The organism is Staphylococcus saccharolyticus, assembly GCF_900458815.1.
GTDB classification, from domain to species: domain Bacteria; phylum Bacillota; class Bacilli; order Staphylococcales; family Staphylococcaceae; genus Staphylococcus; species Staphylococcus saccharolyticus.
The window spans coordinates 1,413,967-1,432,256 of record NZ_UHDZ01000001.1; the positions used below are offsets into that span (position 1 = coordinate 1,413,967).

Consider the following 18,290-nt stretch of genomic DNA (forward strand, 5'->3'; position numbering starts at 1 on the left):
ATAAAAAACGACTTGATACTTTAATATGAATGAGTATCAAGTCGTAATACTTATAATTTAATTATTTATGATACTCATGTATATGAGTTTGGTGTCCCCAACATTCAATACCAAATAAATTGATTTCTAAATTCTCAGGCTTAAAGACAGGCTTTTTGCCCTCTCTTCTTTGTCTTTGATAATCCTTCATAACAGCAAATGCGATATTGGAGAGTCCAATGATTGAAATGATGTTAACAATAGCCATAAGACCCATGAATAAATCGGCAGTATTCCAAACAGTTTCAGTTTTAGCAACTGCGCCGATAAATACTAGGATAACAACAAAACATCTAAATATGAATAAAAGAACTTTATTATTAGATAAAAATTCAATATTTGATTGTCCGTAATAGTAATTACCTACAACTGATGAAAATGCAAATAAAGTAACAGCTACAGTTAAGAAAATACCTCCTGCAGATCCTAAATGCTCATTCAAAGCAGATTGTGTAACAGCTACACCTTGTGGCGCATTCTCACCAAATTTCAAACCAGAATATAATAAAATCATGATTGCTGTTGCAGTACAAACTAGCATAGTATCAAAAAATACACCTAAAGATTGAATTAAACCTTGTTTAACTGGATGTGGTACAGCAGCAGTTGCAGCTGCATTCGGGGCAGAACCCATACCAGCTTCATTAGAGAATAAACCACGTTTAATACCTTGCAGAATAGCAGCACCTATAGCTCCGCCTGTAACCTGTTGAACACCAAAAGCACTTTTAATAATAGTACCAATCATTGGAACAATCTGATCAATATTCAATAATAAAATGACTAATACCATTCCTATGTAAATAATTGCCATAATAGGTACAATGAGTGAAGACAATGTAGCAATACTACGCACACCACCAAATATTATAGTTGTAGTGATGATTGCTAAAATAATACCAGTGATTACTGGACTAATATGATACTGTGTACTAAGCGATTCAGCAATAGTATTAGCTTGTACAGTGTTAAATACAAAGGCAAATGTAATAGTTATTAAGACTGCAAAGACAATACCTAACCATTTTTGATTAAGCCCTTTAGTTATGTAATATGCTGGTCCCCCACGGAATCCGCCTTCTTTGTCATGAACCTTAAAAACTTGTGCAAGCGTTGCTTCCATAAATGCACTAGCTGCACCAATAAATGCAATAATCCACATCCAAAATACTGCTCCAGGCCCACCTAAAACGATAGCAGTAGCAACACCAGCAATATTACCAGTGCCCACTCGAGATCCTGCACTAATCGCAAAGGCCTGGAAGGGTGATATTCCTTTTTCACCACTACTTAGAGTTTCTGGCTTTTCAGTTAAAGCTCTGAACATTTCAGGTAACATTCTTAGTTGAATGAATTTAGAGCTAATTGTAAAGAAAAAACCTGCAGTTAATAGTAGTCCAATAAGATACTGAGACCATATCAAATCATTCCCGACTTGAACGAAATTCTTAAACCAGCCAGGAATTAAATTATCAAAATCTTGCAAACCGAATCCCTCTCATCCACTTAAATTAATAGTCTTAAACGCACTAAGAGATTTATGCTGTATATTTATCATCAAAAATTTAGAATTACTATATTGAAATCATATCACATTCATTTTTGATAGCTTAAATTAGACATAAATCCCTTGTACTCATTTTTGTTAATATTATTAATTTTTATTTTATCATTTTATTTTGCAGTTGCATATACTTTTACTCTAGAACCAAATTTTCTACTTCACCAAAATCATCCATATCAATAATGAATGAACCATTGGTATATTGTTCTGATAAATGAACATCTTTAATATTGCCAGATTCTTCATTATTTTTTGAAAGTACAGTATACGTTTCTTGACCTTCTTTAACAACTGCCGCTGCAACGATTCGATGAGGATTTTTCTTCAATTCTTTTAATAAAGTTATACCTCGTTGAGCACGTTTAGCAACTTGAATAACACTATAATCTATACGCTTAATGGCACCTCGTTGTGTAACCATAATTACAGAGTCTGAATGATTAATATCTTGTGTCATTACTACAAAATCTTCATCTTTAAGATTAATAGATTTGACTCCTGCAGCTCTTAAACCTGTATCAGAGAGCTCTTCAGTAGAGTATGACAGTGACATTCCTTTATGCGTAAGGACCGTAATAAGTTGATCAGATTCAAGACGCATAACATTAATAATTTCATCTTGCTCTTTCACTTTAATAGCAATTAATGGCTTATTAAATCTAGAAGTTTTAAATTGATGTAAGCTGCTCTTTTTAATCATGCCATTTTTAGTTGCCATGATATAGTACGCTTGATGATTGAAATCTTTCTCATTAAATACATCAATAACTTGTTCATCTTCGTCTATAGGTACTATTTGTGAGACATGTTGACCTAATTCTTTCCATCGAATATCAGCAAGTCTATGCACAGGTATAAACAGGTAACGGCCTTTATTTGTAAATACTAGAACTGTATCTTGAGTATTAACCTCTTGATATTTTAATAAACGGTCGCCATCTTTTAAACCTATTTCTGTTACACCACTCGCATTAAAACTACGAGTTGATGTACGTTTAATATAACCATGATGTGTCATACTTAAAATAACTTCTTCACTAGGTACCATAACTTCTTTATCGATTTTAATTTCTGAAATTTCAGCTTCTATTGTGGATAAACGATCAACTTTGAATTTCTTCTTAATTTCATTCAATTCATCTTTAATAACTGCTAAGAGAGCTTCATGATTATCAAGAATATTTCTAAGCTCTTTAATAAGTGCTTCTAGTTCATCATGTTCTTCTTGTAAAGCTTCAATATCAGTATTAGTTAACCTATATAATTGTAGCATAACTATTGCTTCAGCCTGGGCTTCTGTAAAGTCATACTTAGCTACCAAATTATCTTTGGCATCCTTTTTATTCTTCGAATTTCGAATCAAAGTAATCACTTCATCAAGTATAGATAAAGCTTTCATCAAACCTTCTACAATATGCATACGCTTCTCAGCATGATCTAAATCATAACGCGTTCTATTTGTTACAACTTCTATTTGATGGTTTAAATAGCTCTCAACGATATCTCTAAGACCCATAAGTTTAGGACGACCATCACTAATAGCAACCATATTAAAATTATAAGAAATTTGGAGATCTGAATTCTTATATAAATAGTTCTTAATTGATTCACTATTTACATCTTTTTTCAATTCAATTGCTATACGTAATCCAGTTCTATCTGTTTCATCACGTACCTCTACGATGCCATCTACTTTTTTATCCGCGCGTAACTCATCAATTCGTTTAACCAAGCTACTCTTATTAACTTCATAAGGTATTTCAGTAACAATTAATTGCTTTCGTCCACTTCTTAAATCTTCTTCACCTACGCGTGAACGTACAACGATTTTACCCTTACTAGTCTCGTATGCTTTCTTAATACCGTCAACACCTTGAATAATACCACCAGTCGGGAAATCTGGTCCTTTAATATATTTCATTAATTGGCTTACGCTGATATCTGGATTGTCAATATATTTCAAAGTAGCTTGAATGACCTCTGCTAAGTTATGCGGAGGAATATCAGTTGCATAACCAGATGAAATACCTGTAGAACCATTTACAAGTAAATTAGGAAATCTTGAAGGTAATACCATCGGCTCTAATGTTGTATCGTCATAGTTTGGAATGAAAGAGACAGTTTCTTTATTGATATCTCTTAAAAGTTCCTCAGATAATTGACTTAATTTAGCCTCTGTATAACGCATTGCTGCGGGTGGATCATTGTCAATACTACCATTATTACCATGCATTTCTATGAGAACATGACGTAACTTCCAATCTTGACTTAAACGTACCATTGCATCATATACTGAAGAATCACCATGAGGGTGGTATTGACCGATAACATCACCGACTGTTTTAGCACTTTTACGGAAATTTTTATCAAAAGTATTACCACTTGAGTACATTGCAAATAAAATACGACGTTGAACTGGTTTCAAACCATCTCTAACATCTGGCAACGCACGTTCTTGAATAATATATTTACTATAACGTCCGAAGCGATCACCAATAACATCTTCAAGTGACAAATCTTGAATTATCTCACTCAATTCATTTCCTCCTCAATATATTCTTCATTCTCAAGTACTTGAACCTCTTTATTGTCCAATATACTTTGGGCCTCTTGCATTCCAAACTCCACATGACTTTCAATCCACTCACGTCGAGGAGCAACCTTATCACCCATGAGCGTAGTCACACGTTTAGATGAGCGGACTTCATCTTCTACTTGAACGCGAATTAATGTACGCGTTTCAGGGTTCATTGTTGTTTCCCATAATTGCTCAGGATTCATCTCACCTAAACCTTTGTAACGTTGCAACGTGAATCCTTTTCCTAATTCTTTTTGAAGTTTGTCTAATTCATCATCAGTCCATGCATATTCTACTTTTTTATATTTACCCTTTCCTTTTTCTAATTTATATAAAGGCGGTAAAGCTATAAATACACGACCAGCTTGAACCAGAGGTTTCATATATTTAAAGAAGAATGTCAACAACAGTACCTGAATATGAGCTCCATCTGTATCAGCATCAGTCATAATGATAACTCTATTATAGTTACTATCTTCTATTTTGAAATCATTACCCACACCAGCTCCAATAGTATGAATGATAGTATTAATTTCTTCATTCTTAAAAATATCTTCTAATCGAGCTTTTTCTGTATTAATGACTTTACCACGTAAAGGTAGTATTGCTTGGAATTTACGATCTCGCCCAAGCTTTGCAGAACCACCAGCTGAGTCACCCTCAACAAGATAAAGTTCATTCTTATCAGTATTTTTACTTTGAGCTGGCGTTAATTTACCTGAAAGCAGTGTATCTTTACGTTTATTTTTCTTTCCTGAACGCGCATCTTCTCGAGCTTTTCGTGCTACTTCACGTGCTTGTTGAGCTTTAATTGCTTTTTTAACTAATGATTTAGATAACCGCCCTTTTTCTTCTAAGTAATAAGGTAATTTTTCTGAAACCACGGAATCGACAGCACTTCTTGCTTCTGAGGTTCCTAACTTAGATTTTGTTTGACCCTCAAATTGAAGTAATTCTTCAGGAATACGTACTGATATAATTGCAGTTAAACCTTCGCGAATATCATTACCATCTAAATTTTTATCCTTCTCTTTTAATTCATTAATACGACGCGCGTAATCATTAAAAACACGAGTCATAGCAGTTTTAAACCCTACTTCATGTGTACCACCATCTTTAGTTCGTACGTTATTAACAAAACTAAGGATACTTTCGGAATATTGATCGTTATATTGGAAAGCTACGTCTACCTCAATTCTATTAGAAAGTCCTGAAAAAGTAGTTACATCATGTAATACTTCTTTTCCTTCATTCACGTAACTTACAAATTCTTTAATACCTTCTTCGTAATGATAGACTTCTTCACGTTCTTTTCCACTACGTAAATCTGTAAGTGTGATTTTTAGATTTTTTAATAAAAATGCAGATTCTTGTAAACGTTCACTCAAAACATCAAAATTAAATGATGTTGTTGTTTTAAAGGTTTCTAAATCAGGTTTGAAAGTGACTTTCGTACCTGTCTTTTTAGTTTTCCCTTTTTTATTTAAACCTGTAGCTGGCATGCCACCATTTTTAAAACTTTGCGTGTAAATATTCCAGTCTCTATGTATTTCAACCTCAAGCCACTCACTAAGTGCATTAACAACAGATGCACCCACTCCGTGAAGTCCACCAGAAGTCTTATAACCACCTTGACCAAATTTACCTCCTGCATGGAGAACAGTAAAGATAACTTCAACTGTTGGTTTACCAGAAGCATGTATACCCGTTGGCATCCCACGACCATTGTCTTCCACAGATATACTATCATCTTGATTTATAGTTACAGTGATTTCGTCACCATAACCATTTAATACTTCATCGACGGAGTTATCGACAACTTCATATACGAGATGGTGTAATCCACGTTTATCAGTTGATCCTATGTACATCCCAGGTCGTTTTCTAACTGCTTCAAGACCTTCAAGTACCTGAATAGAATCATCTGAATAATTATTTTGTTTATTCATTGCCAATGATTTCGCCCTCCTACAAACGTACGTTCGTTTTTAAAACTATACAATAGTTATTCTTATATAAATTGACTTAAATTGCAAGTATCATTTACACAATCGTATTGTCTTGATAACATTATTTGATTAAAATGAATTAACAATGTTCTAATTAATAATGAATATGGTAAAATAAAGCTAAGTCACTAAAGGATGTGTAAGTTTTTATGATGATTGTCGTCATGTTGATTTTGAGTTATTTAATCGGCGCATTTCCAAGTGGATTAGTTATTGGTAAATTATTTTTAAAAAAAGATATTAGACAATATGGAAGTGGCAATACTGGTGCGACAAATAGCTTTCGTGTTTTAGGGAGGCCGGCTGGTTTCGTCGTAACTTTTTTAGATATTTTTAAGGGATTTATAACAGTCTTTTTCCCATTATGGTTCCCAGTTCATGCTGATGGGGTTGTCAGCACATTTTTCACTCACGGTTTAATCGTAGGGCTGTTTGCAATTTTGGGACATGTTTATCCAATTTACCTTAAATTTAAAGGTGGTAAAGCTGTTGCTACAAGTGCCGGAGTGGTACTAGGAGTTAATCCAATTTTACTCTTAATTTTAGCTATTATCTTTTTTAGTGTGCTAAAGATTTTTAAATATGTTTCTTTATCAAGTATTGTAGCTGCAATTAGTTGTGTCATTGGTTCTATTATAATTCATGACTATATACTACTCGCAGTATGTGGAATAGTATCAATAATTTTAATCATACGACATAAATCCAATATTGTTAGAATCTTCAAAGGCGAAGAACCTAAGATTAAATGGATGTAACTTAAAATGAGGAATACAAATACTAGAATCGGGTAAGATTCTAGTATTTGTTATATAATTTTATAAAACAAGACAATTAATCGAACAATTTCTATTAAAGATTACGCTTTCATGTATTCTGTGCTATAATTCGGCTAACTTTATAAAAAAATGCAATTTTTGATTAAATTGGAGGTAACAGCAATGAATATTGAATTGACACAAGAAGCAGTAGAATGGTTTAAAAATGAGCTGGGTTTACCTAAACAAAATAAAGTACTTCAATTTTTTATTAGATATGGTGGAGAATTTCAATTAAAGCAAGGGTTTAGTCCTGCGATTAATGTAGAGCATAGAAATCGTATAGATATAGGATTTGAAAAAAAACTATTTTGGTTTAGACATAGTTGTTGCAACCAATGATATATGGTATTTCGAAGATGATGAAATAGTAGTGGATATAGTCGACCACGAACACGAAGATGAAATTTTATTTCGCAAAAAGTGAATAAAGATGATGTGTAATAAAAGTAATTGATGTTAAATTACTGTACCATATAAAAACATAAAGAAGTGGGTTACTCTTACTCACTTCTTTTTTACAAGTTTTCAAGGCCTACACATCTTTACCTTCTTTATTTAATCTGTCCGAGCGACCTCAAACCATGTGGCATAATTTCCGTGATAGATAACACCCATTTTATCTGTTTCTTGATACCTTGCTTCAATTTCAGTTAAACTGTAAATCATATTATTGTCCTTCTTTCAGCTCTACTTTTCTCAATCTTAAATTAGCATAACACAAAGAAACCATGCCAACACAATGGTTAGCACGGCAACTATATGTCATTTATAATTCTATTAATATTGAATACTAATTATTGAGCTAATTTATTTCTTAATACCATTTGCAAAATACCACCATAGCGATAGTAATCTAATTCAACAAATGAATCAAATCGCACAATTGCTTTAAAATTAATAACTTCGCCATTTTCTTTTTTAGCTTCAACTGTTACTAAATCATGTGGTTGCACATCTTCAGAAATATATACCGAAATTTCTTCTCTACCATCAAGACCTAGAGAATCTGCTGACTCACATTGTTGGAATTGAAGTGGTAAAACCCCCATCATAACTAAGTTAGATCGATGAATACGCTCATAGCTTTGTGCAATAACTGTTTTAACTCCAAGTAAATTTGTCCCTTTAGCAGCCCAGTCACGTGATGAACCCATACCGTAATCATTACCTGCTAAAATCGCTAATCTAGTGCTATCTTCTTTATATTTCATTGCAGCATCATAGATTGGTATACTTTCTTCAGTTGGCCAATAAGTAGTAAAGCCACCTTCTGTACCTGGAGCAAGTTGGTTTCTGATACGAATATTCGCAAATGTACCACGTACCATTACCTCATGGTTACCACGACGGGAACCGTAAGAGTTGAAATTACGAATAGGTACATCATGATTTAATAAATACTTACCAGCTGGTGTATCCTTACCAATAGCCCCTGCTGGAGAAATATGGTCTGTTGTAACTGAGTCACCAAATTTACCCATAACTCTTAAATCTTTTAATGGTTCTATTGTTGCAGGCTCTTTTGATAAACCTTGGAAGAATGTAGGATTTTGAATATATGTTGAATTCGGATCGAAATCATAAAGTGGTTCATCAGTAACATCGATTTCATTCCACATTTCATTATTATTGTATACATTTTTATACTCTTCTAAGAATAGTTCAGGTGTAACAACTTTATCTACTGTATCTGATACTTCTTGAATTGAAGGCCAAATGTCTTGTAAATAAACATCTTCACCATTTTTTCCTTGACCGATTGGTTCATTTTGTAAATCAATATCTACAGTACCTGATAATGCATATGCTACAACTAACTGTGGCGATGCTAAATAATTAGCTTTAACTAAAGGATGAATACGCCCTTCAAAGTTACGGTTACCAGATAACACTGAAGTAACTAATAAATCCTCATCAGCGACTGCTTTTTCAATTTCAGGTAATAAAGGTCCTGAATTACCAATACATGTCGTACAACCATAACCAACTAAATTGAAGCCCAAGTCATCTAAATATTCTTGTAATCCAGAATCTCTCAAGTACCCAGTAACAACTTTAGAACCTGGTGCTAAAGAAGTTTTAACAAATTCAGGTACTTTAAGTCCTTTTTCGACAGCTTTTTTAGCAACTAAACCAGCCCCCAACATAACATATGGGTTAGATGTGTTCGTACAAGACGTAATAGCAGCAATTGCAATGTCCCCTGTTTTCATTGTTACTGTTGAGTTATTATTAAAATTAATTTCGGCCTTCTTATCAAATTCACTTTTATCTAGACCATGTCCTTGATTTCCTGCAGGAGCAGTAACTGATTTTTCAAATTCTTTTTTCATATCACTTAAGAAGATTAAATCTTGAGGTCGCTTAGGACCTGATAATGAAGCTTCTACAGTGGATAAATCTAAATCAATAACATCAGTATATTCTGGATCTTCTTTTTCAACATCAAAGAACATGTGGTTCTGTTGTAAGTATTCTTTAACTAATTCAATGTGCTCATCTTTACGTCCAGTCAATTTCATGTATTTAAGTGATTCTTCATCTACTGGGAAGAATCCACAAGTTGCGCCATATTCAGGAGCCATGTTTGCAATTGTAGCTCTATCAGCTAATGGTAAATGTTGAACACCTGGACCAAAGAACTCTACAAATTTACCTACTACCCCTTTTTTACGTAATTCTTCAGTCACACGTAGAGCTAAATCAGTTGCAGCGGAACCTTGAGGTAATGCGTTTGTTAATCGCACACCAATAACTTCAGGAATTGGGAAGTAAGAAGGTTGACCTAACATACCAGCTTCAGCTTCAATACCACCAACACCCCAACCTAGAACACCAATACCATTAATCATAGTTGTATGAGAATCAGTACCGACTAATGTATCTGGGAAGGCAGTTTGTTCGCCATCAACATCTCTTACATGAACAACATTGGCTAAATATTCTAAGTTAATTTGATGAACGATACCTGTTGCTGGTGGTACAGCATTATAATTATCAAATGCTTTAGTTGCCCAGTTCAAAAATTGATAGCGTTCATAATTACGTTCAAATTCTAACTTCATGTTTCGCTCTAATGCTTCAGGATTTGCATAACTGTCAACCTGTACAGAGTGATCAATTACTAAATCAACTGGTACTTCAGGATTAATTTTATTAATATCCCCTCCCACATCGTTCATAGCTTTACGTAATGAAGCTAAATCAACAACTGCAGGTACACCCGTGAAATCTTGTAAAATTACTCTCGAAGGTTTAAAAGGTACTTCACCTTCATTGCCTTCCTTTCCAAATTCACTTAATGCTTTAATATGGTCATCTGTAATGACAAAGTCATCTTCTTGACGTAAAACAGATTCCAATAAAACACGAATAGAATAAGGTAATTTTGAAATTTTAGTTAAACCTTGTTCTTCTAACGTATTTAAATCATAATAAGTATATGATTGATCATTTAATTGAAAATGTTTCTTTGATTGTTCTTTAATATTAGAAGCCATTTAATATCCCCCTTGATATTTCTATATATTTATATGCCATTAATTAAATTGTATTATTATATGTTTATCAAGACAACTATGTAATATCAGAAAACATCTCATTTTCATTTTATATTTTTAATCAGATTAGATAAGTAAAAGTTATCATTTAACATTAGTGCAATAAGTAAATATTATTAATTGAGAATGGTTATCATTCACATTTAGAGATATTTCATTTTTAAAATAAAAACCAATAAGCATGTATGAATAAGACATACTTATTGGTTTTATTTAAAAAGCTTTATTTTTCTTTATTTCGTCTAACTTCTCTTTTTTCTAAAATATCCGATTCATAATCCTGTTGTTGATATTTCACATACTCTTGTAAACGATGTTTATTAGGTGTCAGCGTTAAGCTAAGGAATTTACGCTCTTGGTTGGCATCTTTATAGAAACTAATCATCATCATTATAACTACGAAAGAGAATGGGAAGGCACTTATAATTGCCGCACTTTGAATAGCATTTAAGGCTTCAGAACCATCGCCGCTGCCAGCTAATAATAGAACAAATGCAATAAGTGCTTGAGCAATTCCCCATGTAACCTTGATTATGCTGCTTGGATTTAATGAACCAAATGTTGTTTGCATACCTAAAACGAAAGTAGCTGAGTCAGCTGAAGTAACGAAGAAAGATGCAATTAATAATAACGCAATAATCGATAATACAATTCCTAAAGGTACGTGATTGAATACACCAAATAATTGTGTTTCAGGTGACATTTTGAATAATTCAGGATGTTTCTTACCTGTTTCAATTCCTAGTACTCCAAACACACTGAACCAAATAAAACTAACAAGTGCAGGAACTAATAATACACCAGAAATAAATTCTCTGATTGAACGTCCCTTAGATACACGAGCAATAAATACACCAACGAATGGACTCCAACTTAACCACCAACCCCAATAGTACAATGTCCAAGTTGACATCCAATCACGTTTTTGCCCATTTAATGCTGCAGTATCCAAACTATTAAATAAGAATGTATTTAATAAACTACCTGTAGAGCTTGTCATCATATTTAGGATTAATACTGTAGGACCAATAATTAATGTAACAATCATTAGTATTGCTCCTAAACCAATATTCAAGTTACTCAAATATTGAATACCTTTACTTAACCCTGACCAAGCACTAGCAATAAATAAAATTGTTACAACAACAATAATAATACCTTGAACGAAAATATTATTTGGTATTTTAAATAAATAATGTAAACCACCATTTATTTGTAAGGCACCCATTCCTAAAGATACTGCTACACCAACTAGAGTAGCAAATACTGAAAGAACGTCGATTAAAGTTCCTATAGGCCCTTCTACTTTATTACCTAAAATTGGACGTAATGTTCTTGAAATTAATCCAGGTTCTCCTTTACGGAATTGAGAATAAGCTAAAGCAAGTGCTACAACACCATAAATAGCCCAAGCATGGAATCCCCAGTGGAAAAAAGTTGATCTTAATGATTCAGTATAAGCTTTAGTAGTTTCTGGATTAGCAGTTGGTGGAGAGGCAAAATGAGCCATAGGTTCAGCAGCTCCGTAGAATACTAATCCAATACCCATTCCAGCACTGAATAACATTGCAAACCATGAAATAGTGTTGAATTCAGGTTTATCATTTGGCTTACCGAGTTTAAGTTTCCCAATAGGACTGAAGATTAAGAAGATACAGAAGAACACGATAACTGTGGTTAAAATTAAGTAATACCAACCTAACTTATCAGTAATCCACATCTTAACTACATTAGTAACACTATCGAATTTTTCAGGCCAGAAAGCACCTATAATTACGACAATAGCAACGATAATCGAACTATAGATGAATACTGAAGAAAACTTCTTATTTTCCTTCTCTTGAGAAGAAGAATTCATAATTAATTACTCCCTTCATCCAATTATTTAATTTTCAAAGTAGTAAAATTAAAAATTATAACTTTACTAATGTACCTTTATAGAGTAACAAACGTCTTAAACTTAATCAAATTCACATAATTGTGACATTTGCTAAAATATTTATATGTTGTATAATTGTTATCATATTTTAATAGAAAGGATTTGTATTATGCTTAAAGAATTTAAAGACTTTGCACTTAAAGGAAGTGTACTAGATTTAGCAGTTGCAGTAGTTATGGGAGCTGCATTTAATAAAATTGTTACTTCCTTGGTTCAATACATAATCATGCCATTAATTGGCAAAATTTTCGGTTCTGTTGATTTCGCTAAAGACTGGTCTTTTTGGGGAATAAAGTATGGTCTTTTCATACAATCTATAATTGATTTCATTATTGTTGCTTTTGCTTTATTTATTTTTGTTAAGATGGCTAATACAATTATGAAAAAAGATGATGATGAAATTGAAGAAAATACTGTTTTATTAACAGAAATTAGAGATTTACTTAGAGAAAAATAATATGTAATTAAGTATATATCAGACTAAGGCAATTACCCCTGCCTTAGTCTTTTTCCTTGTTTCTCAATTTTTTCTAAATCTTGTACTACTATGATATTGACTACTAGAAACCTCTAAAATCAATGGAATACGTTGTTTTAATTCACTTACATGAGAAATGATACCTACCATTCTACCTGAGGATTTCAAATTAATTAACGTATCAATAGCTGTTTCAAGTGTTTCTTGATCTAGAGTTCCAAAACCTTCGTCTATGAACATAGATTGTAAATTAATTTCACCAGATTCTTGTTGAACAACTTCACTCAATCCTAAAGCTAATGAAGCTTGGAATGTTTCACCACCAGAAAGCGAACTGATATGTCTAGATTTATTAGAATGAAAATCAAATACATCAATTTCTAATCCACTAAACCCTTGTGAAACTGCTTCTCTTCTGACTAATTGATAACGATTGCCACTCATTACCGACAACCTTTGATTTGCTTGTAAAATGATTTTTTCCAAATAATAAATCAATACATAATTTTCGAGCATGAGTTTACGACTATTTTTTCCTGAGAGAATTTCAGTTAATAAAAATATTTCTTTCTGGTCTTTTAATTCATCGTTTAATATTTCAACAAATCCTTTAATTTTATTTATATTTTTTAAATTGTTTTCATTTTTACATTTTATTGCAACAGTCTCTGAATTAATTTGATCCAATTTCTGTCTTTTTAGTACAACCTTTTCTTTTAATTTGTCTAAATTTTCTAATTTTTTATCTTTAACAAGTTGACTCAATCTTTCTATTTCTATTTCAAAACTTTGATATTTTTTATTAAAGTTATTGATTCTTTCTTCTATATCTTCTTTTTGATTATTCAGACATAACGCTTCTTCAATTTGCTTAACCGAGTCAAACCCTAGTTGTTTCATTTCATTTTTAATCTTTAAATCTAATTCTTCATCTTCTGTTATTACAGTTTTTAAATGCGTAACAAAATGTTGAATATTATTTTCTTCAATACTTAAATCATTGGCTAACTTAGTTATTTTTTCACTTAACTGTTCTTTAGATTCAATATGATTTTGTACTTTTACTTTTTGTTCTATATAGTATTTTTCAAATGTACTAACTGATTGAAATTCTGTATTACTTTCGAAATCGTTTATCTTAGTTTCAATTTGTTTAATCTGCGCTTCTTTATCACTTAATTTTAAATCGAGACGATGACTTTCTTTTTCAATTTCATTTTCTTTCTCTTCAACATTTTCAATCATTTTATTGTGCTCTTGTTGTTTTTGCTTCGCCTTTTCTTTTACATCTAGTTGTTGTCTAAGTTCACCTAAATTTTGTTGCTCTTGTTGTTTAAAATTCAATTCTTTTTCTCTATCTCTAAGCTCATCTAATCTACTCTTAGTTTTTATTATAGATTCTCTAATAGAAAGTTTCTTTTTTTCAAGTTGTTCAATTTTTTGTTTCTTAGTAGCAATTGAATTAAAATCGATACGTTGACCTAATGAATGAATCACATTACCACAAATAGGACACGTATCTCCTATTGAAAGAGCTGATTTAATCTCATTAACAAAAGTTTCTTTATTATTCAAATCAGTCTGAATTGAATCTATTTTCGAGATAAGTAGTTCAATATCACCTAGTTTAGTTTCCAGTTCTTTTAATTCCTCATGTTTTAATAATTGTTCTTGTTGAATTTTTTTAAATTGCTGCTCCTCTTTGATATATCTTTCAGTTGCATCGATAAGTAGTTTAATGTTGTTAATCTCATTTGTATAATTATCAATAATTTCATAATCTTTAGTCTTATCACTTATTTGATTTCGCAATTTTTCTTTTTTACTTTTTAGTGTATGATAATCTTGTTTAATTTCAATGATTTTCTCTTTTAATAACGTTTTTTGTTTATAACTATCTATGAAAGTATTAATATTTTTATAAAAATTAGCATTCACTTCTAGATAATCATTGATAACTTTAATATTATCTTCATTCGACAAAAGTTTATCTAATTCTGCTTGTAATTTTTGATGATCTTGTTTAATTTCAATTTCTTTATTTTTAGTTTGTTTAATCGATGTATTTAATGTGTTTATCTCTTTTTTGACAACTTGTTGCCTTTTGTAATTATTAATAAGCACATTAGACTCTTGAATTTGCTTTAACTCTTGCTTTAAGTTTTCAATTTCAATTTGTTCTGATTTTAATTTTTCAAATTGTTCCTTTTCTCTATGTAATGCATCTAAGTTATGTTGCAGTTCATGATTAACATCGTACTTATGAGTTAATTCTTCCAATTCATTTTCTATAGTTGCCTTTTCTTCTTTTGCACTCTCTAAAACAGGTAAAATCTGTATAATTTTATCAATTTGGGAGCTCTGCAAGCCTTTAAATTCTTCTAACTTATCACTATTAAATGCCTCTAAGTCAGTCCATAAATGATCGATTTGATTATATCTTTTTTCAATTTGAACTTTTTCATTCCTAACTTGTTCTACTAATTGATTTCTTATTTCATCAAATCTCTCGCTGTTAAATAAAGTTCTTAGTATAGATTGTTTCTCTTTACTATTAGATTGAAGAAATTTCTTAAATTCACCTTGAGGTAAAATAAAAAGTTGACGAAATTGATTTGCATCAGCGCCCATTAGTTGAATGATGAACTGATTACCCTGATTAACCTTACTTTCTCTTAATTCATACTTATCATCAACTAGTTCATAAATATCTAACTTCGCTTGAGTTTTAGTTGAGTTACCTTCTTTAATAAATGGCGCCTCCCTATGTATCTTGAAAATTTTACCATTTAAGTTAAATTCATAGGTAACACTCATCGCTAATTTTCCATCAGCAAAATGACTTCGTAAATCTCCTTCTTTTCTGCTTTTTGTAGAAGCCTCTCCATACAACGCATAGACAATAGCGTCGAATATCATTGTTTTTCCCGAACCAGTTTTACCACTAATTAAAAATAATTGATTCTCTTCGACTTGTCTAAAATCTATATTCTCCTTTAAAAAAGGCCCAAAATTATTCATTTCTAAATTTATAGGTTTCACTGTTTAAACCTCCTTTCTCATAATTTGATTTAACACTTCAGTTACTTTCTTTAATTGAATTTCGCTTAATGGCTCATCTGTCATATTTATATAAAAATTCTCAATAATTGTTTGATCATCTTGCCTTTTTATTTCTATGTTTCTAAACTCTTCACTATGATCAAAGTGAATATTAGTTAAAGCTAAAGTATTAGGATATACTTGTTTCAATTTCATCATGGGATCATTTACATGAGTAACATTATTTAATTTAAAATGGAAGTAATTATCTTTACTTTTACACGTAATTCTTTCTTGAATTATATCTTCATAATCACCTTCAATAACTTCTAATTCACGAAGAGGTTTTAAAGGCATGAAAGCACCATTCTTAATTTCATTGTCATAGATATTAACAATACGATATCCTTTCATTTGATTAATCTCTGAGAACGAATATTGCAATAATGATCCACTGTATTTAATATTATTGTCACTGATACTAAATGGGTGACGTAAGTGACCAAGCATTACATAATCAAATTGTTTGAACGATTTTCGCTGAACTGATTCAACTGTCCCAATTGTTAAAGGGCGTTCTGAATCAGATGTTTTACCACCCTCAACAGTTAAATGACTTATAAGAATATTCACTTTCTCTTTATCAATTTGAGGAGACATATAATTTAAGCAACAGCTTAATGCTTGTTGATGCGTATTAATTTCCTCGTCTTTAAAAAATTTTGCACCTCACTGACTGTAGCAAAAGGAAGTGTAAAAAATCGAACATTATTCATTTCGATAGGTTTATTGATATTTTCCAAATTTGTTCGAATATAAAGATGATTATATTCGAACCAAGAAGACCCGTAATTTAGTCTTTCTTTACCATCATGATTTCCACTTATTATAATTATAGGAATTTGAAGATTAATATTTAGATGGGCAATTATATTTTCAAGTAAGCCCATCGTTTCTTTACTTGGATATGATGTATCATATAAATCTCCTGCAGTAGCTATTACATCAGGCTGTTCGATTTCCATGTGTTTTACAAATTGATTTAAAACATATTCCTGATCCTCTAATAATTGTTTACCATTTAAAATTTTACCTAAATGCCAATCTGCAGTATGTATAATTTTCATGTCCATCCTCCTGACAAGAACATTTGTTCGTTTTTTTATTCTATAATCTTTTAATTTTATTTTCAAGTAAAAAACCACTTATCTTACGAAAAATGATAAGTGGTTACGTGTATTATTTAATAAGTGTTTTCCTTAACTTTTTGTATTTATAAAGCATAGCTAATCTCCAAGGAACAATCATACAAAATGCTAACAAAAAGAACATTCCTGCGATTTCACCCGGATTGATTTCACTGCTAATGAAAATTTTAATGACAGTTCTTATGATTAATAAAGAGATTAAAATGACTGGGAATGCTTTTGATCTTCTCATAAAAATCTCGCTTCCCTTAACTTCAAATCTTGATGTCCATATTAAAACTGTTGAAAATAACACACCTAAGATTAAAGATTCCAACATTTCCATACCAGTAAGCCTAAAATATGGAACTATATACATTAAAGCTCCTGTTGCCATAAAAATTGGAGGTAATATAATTTTCTTCTGATTAACAGGAAACTTTTGAGCTTTCATTCTGATAACTATTACTATTGCCCCCATCAAAAATGCTACAGCAATAGAAAAAATTAGATAAGCCAAATTGACACCCTCTTATAACATAAACTTAGTACTCTTAATTCATCACATGATAGTATATCATTATCTCTACATTTATGACTACTTTAAAATTTTTAAAACTTAAAATAATTTTTATGTCGATAATTCATATAACTATAAAATGAATTTAACCATTTACTCCAATAAAAAATAGAAACGTTACAGTACATTTGATATACTGTAACGTCCTATAATCAAGTCTCTACTCACCTTACATATTTTGGTTCATATTCTTATTCATCATTGTCATCATTTGATTAATTTTCTTTTGAGATGGTTTTTGACCCATTTGCATCATCATCATACGTAGCATTTCTTCATTGATAGGTGGGTTTTTTTTTAGATAATCTTTCATATATTTTCTTGCGAACAAGAAACCACCAATTAATCCTGCAATAAGTGCTAAAATGATTAAAATTATTGCTACCCAAATAGCCATTGTTTCACCCACTTTCTTTATCCTTTTGAATTTTACTAAATTCACTTAGTTATTTCAAGAGGTACTTAACTTATCAACTCTTGTTTTCCACAAGTA

Annotated in this window: 10 protein-coding genes and 3 pseudogenes; 3 read left to right on the forward strand and 10 right to left on the reverse strand. The window is 31.4% G+C overall.

Annotation, left to right across the window (positions count from 1 at the left end; translation table 11 throughout):
- Positions 1 to 61: 61 nt before the first annotated feature.
- The 3 genes from alsT to parE all read right to left on the reverse strand — a co-directional run bounded on the left by alsT (position 62) and on the right by parE (position 6,130).
- Positions 62 to 1,525: a glutamine transporter AlsT gene (alsT, locus tag DYE57_RS06995; RefSeq protein WP_115313412.1), complete on the reverse strand. Its 1,464-nt coding sequence runs from the start codon at positions 1,523 to 1,525 to the stop codon at positions 62 to 64.
- Positions 1,526 to 1,736: 211 nt separating this feature from the next.
- Positions 1,737 to 4,139 carry a DNA topoisomerase IV subunit A gene (gene parC, locus DYE57_RS07000; RefSeq protein WP_115313413.1) on the reverse strand — a complete coding sequence of 801 codons (2,403 nt, stop codon included), beginning with the start codon at positions 4,137 to 4,139 and terminating at the stop codon, positions 1,737 to 1,739.
- Positions 4,136 to 6,130, reverse strand: a complete 1,995-nt coding sequence (parE, locus tag DYE57_RS07005; protein ID WP_165417889.1) for a DNA topoisomerase IV subunit B — start codon at positions 6,128 to 6,130, stop codon at positions 4,136 to 4,138. Before parE ends, parC begins: the two co-directional genes overlap by 4 nt.
- 209 nt (positions 6,131 to 6,339) lie before the next feature.
- On the opposite strand from parE, the gene plsY reads away from it, so the two are divergent.
- Both plsY and DYE57_RS07015 read left to right on the forward strand, forming a co-directional pair.
- Positions 6,340 to 6,948 carry a glycerol-3-phosphate 1-O-acyltransferase PlsY gene (gene plsY, locus DYE57_RS07010; RefSeq protein ID WP_115313415.1) on the forward strand — a complete coding sequence of 203 codons (609 nt, stop codon included), beginning with the start codon at positions 6,340 to 6,342 and terminating at the stop codon, positions 6,946 to 6,948.
- Between the two features lie 183 nt (positions 6,949 to 7,131).
- A pseudogene (locus tag DYE57_RS07015) lies at positions 7,132 to 7,435 on the forward strand (HesB/YadR/YfhF family protein).
- A gap of 134 nt (positions 7,436 to 7,569) precedes the next feature.
- Here DYE57_RS07015 and DYE57_RS07020 read toward each other — a convergent pair.
- The 3 genes and pseudogenes from DYE57_RS07020 to DYE57_RS07030 form a co-directional block, all read right to left on the reverse strand.
- Positions 7,570 to 7,677: pseudogene (locus tag DYE57_RS07020) on the reverse strand (acyl-CoA thioesterase); the annotation flags it as partial.
- Between the two features lie 128 nt (positions 7,678 to 7,805).
- Positions 7,806 to 10,511, reverse strand: coding sequence for an aconitate hydratase AcnA (gene acnA, locus DYE57_RS07025; protein ID WP_115313416.1), 2,706 nt, complete (start codon positions 10,509 to 10,511; stop codon positions 7,806 to 7,808).
- Between the two features lie 283 nt (positions 10,512 to 10,794).
- Positions 10,795 to 12,429 (reverse strand): BCCT family transporter, encoded by a 1,635-nt coding sequence (locus DYE57_RS07030; protein ID WP_115313417.1) that lies wholly within the window; start codon positions 12,427 to 12,429, stop codon positions 10,795 to 10,797.
- A 190-nt stretch (positions 12,430 to 12,619) separates the two neighbouring features.
- Between DYE57_RS07030 and mscL the strand changes: the two genes are divergently transcribed.
- On the forward strand, positions 12,620 to 12,967 hold the full coding sequence (mscL, locus tag DYE57_RS07035) for a large conductance mechanosensitive channel protein MscL (RefSeq protein WP_115313418.1): 348 nt from the start codon (positions 12,620 to 12,622) through the stop codon (positions 12,965 to 12,967).
- A 63-nt stretch (positions 12,968 to 13,030) separates the two neighbouring features.
- Here the strand turns inward: mscL and sbcC are convergent, their stop codons facing one another.
- The 4 genes and pseudogenes from sbcC to DYE57_RS07055 all read right to left on the reverse strand — a co-directional run bounded on the left by sbcC (position 13,031) and on the right by DYE57_RS07055 (position 18,194).
- On the reverse strand, positions 13,031 to 16,030 hold the full coding sequence (sbcC, locus tag DYE57_RS07040) for an exonuclease subunit SbcC (protein WP_115313419.1): 3,000 nt from the start codon (positions 16,028 to 16,030) through the stop codon (positions 13,031 to 13,033).
- Positions 16,031 to 16,033: 3 nt separating this feature from the next.
- A pseudogene (gene sbcD / locus DYE57_RS07045) lies at positions 16,034 to 17,157 on the reverse strand (exonuclease subunit SbcD).
- 112 nt (positions 17,158 to 17,269) lie between these two features.
- Positions 17,270 to 17,737, reverse strand: a complete 468-nt coding sequence (locus DYE57_RS07050; protein WP_115313420.1) for a CcdC family protein — start codon at positions 17,735 to 17,737, stop codon at positions 17,270 to 17,272.
- Between the two features lie 229 nt (positions 17,738 to 17,966).
- Positions 17,967 to 18,194: a YneF family protein gene (locus DYE57_RS07055; RefSeq protein ID WP_115313421.1), complete on the reverse strand. Its 228-nt coding sequence runs from the start codon at positions 18,192 to 18,194 to the stop codon at positions 17,967 to 17,969.
- Positions 18,195 to 18,290: the final 96 nt, after the last annotated feature.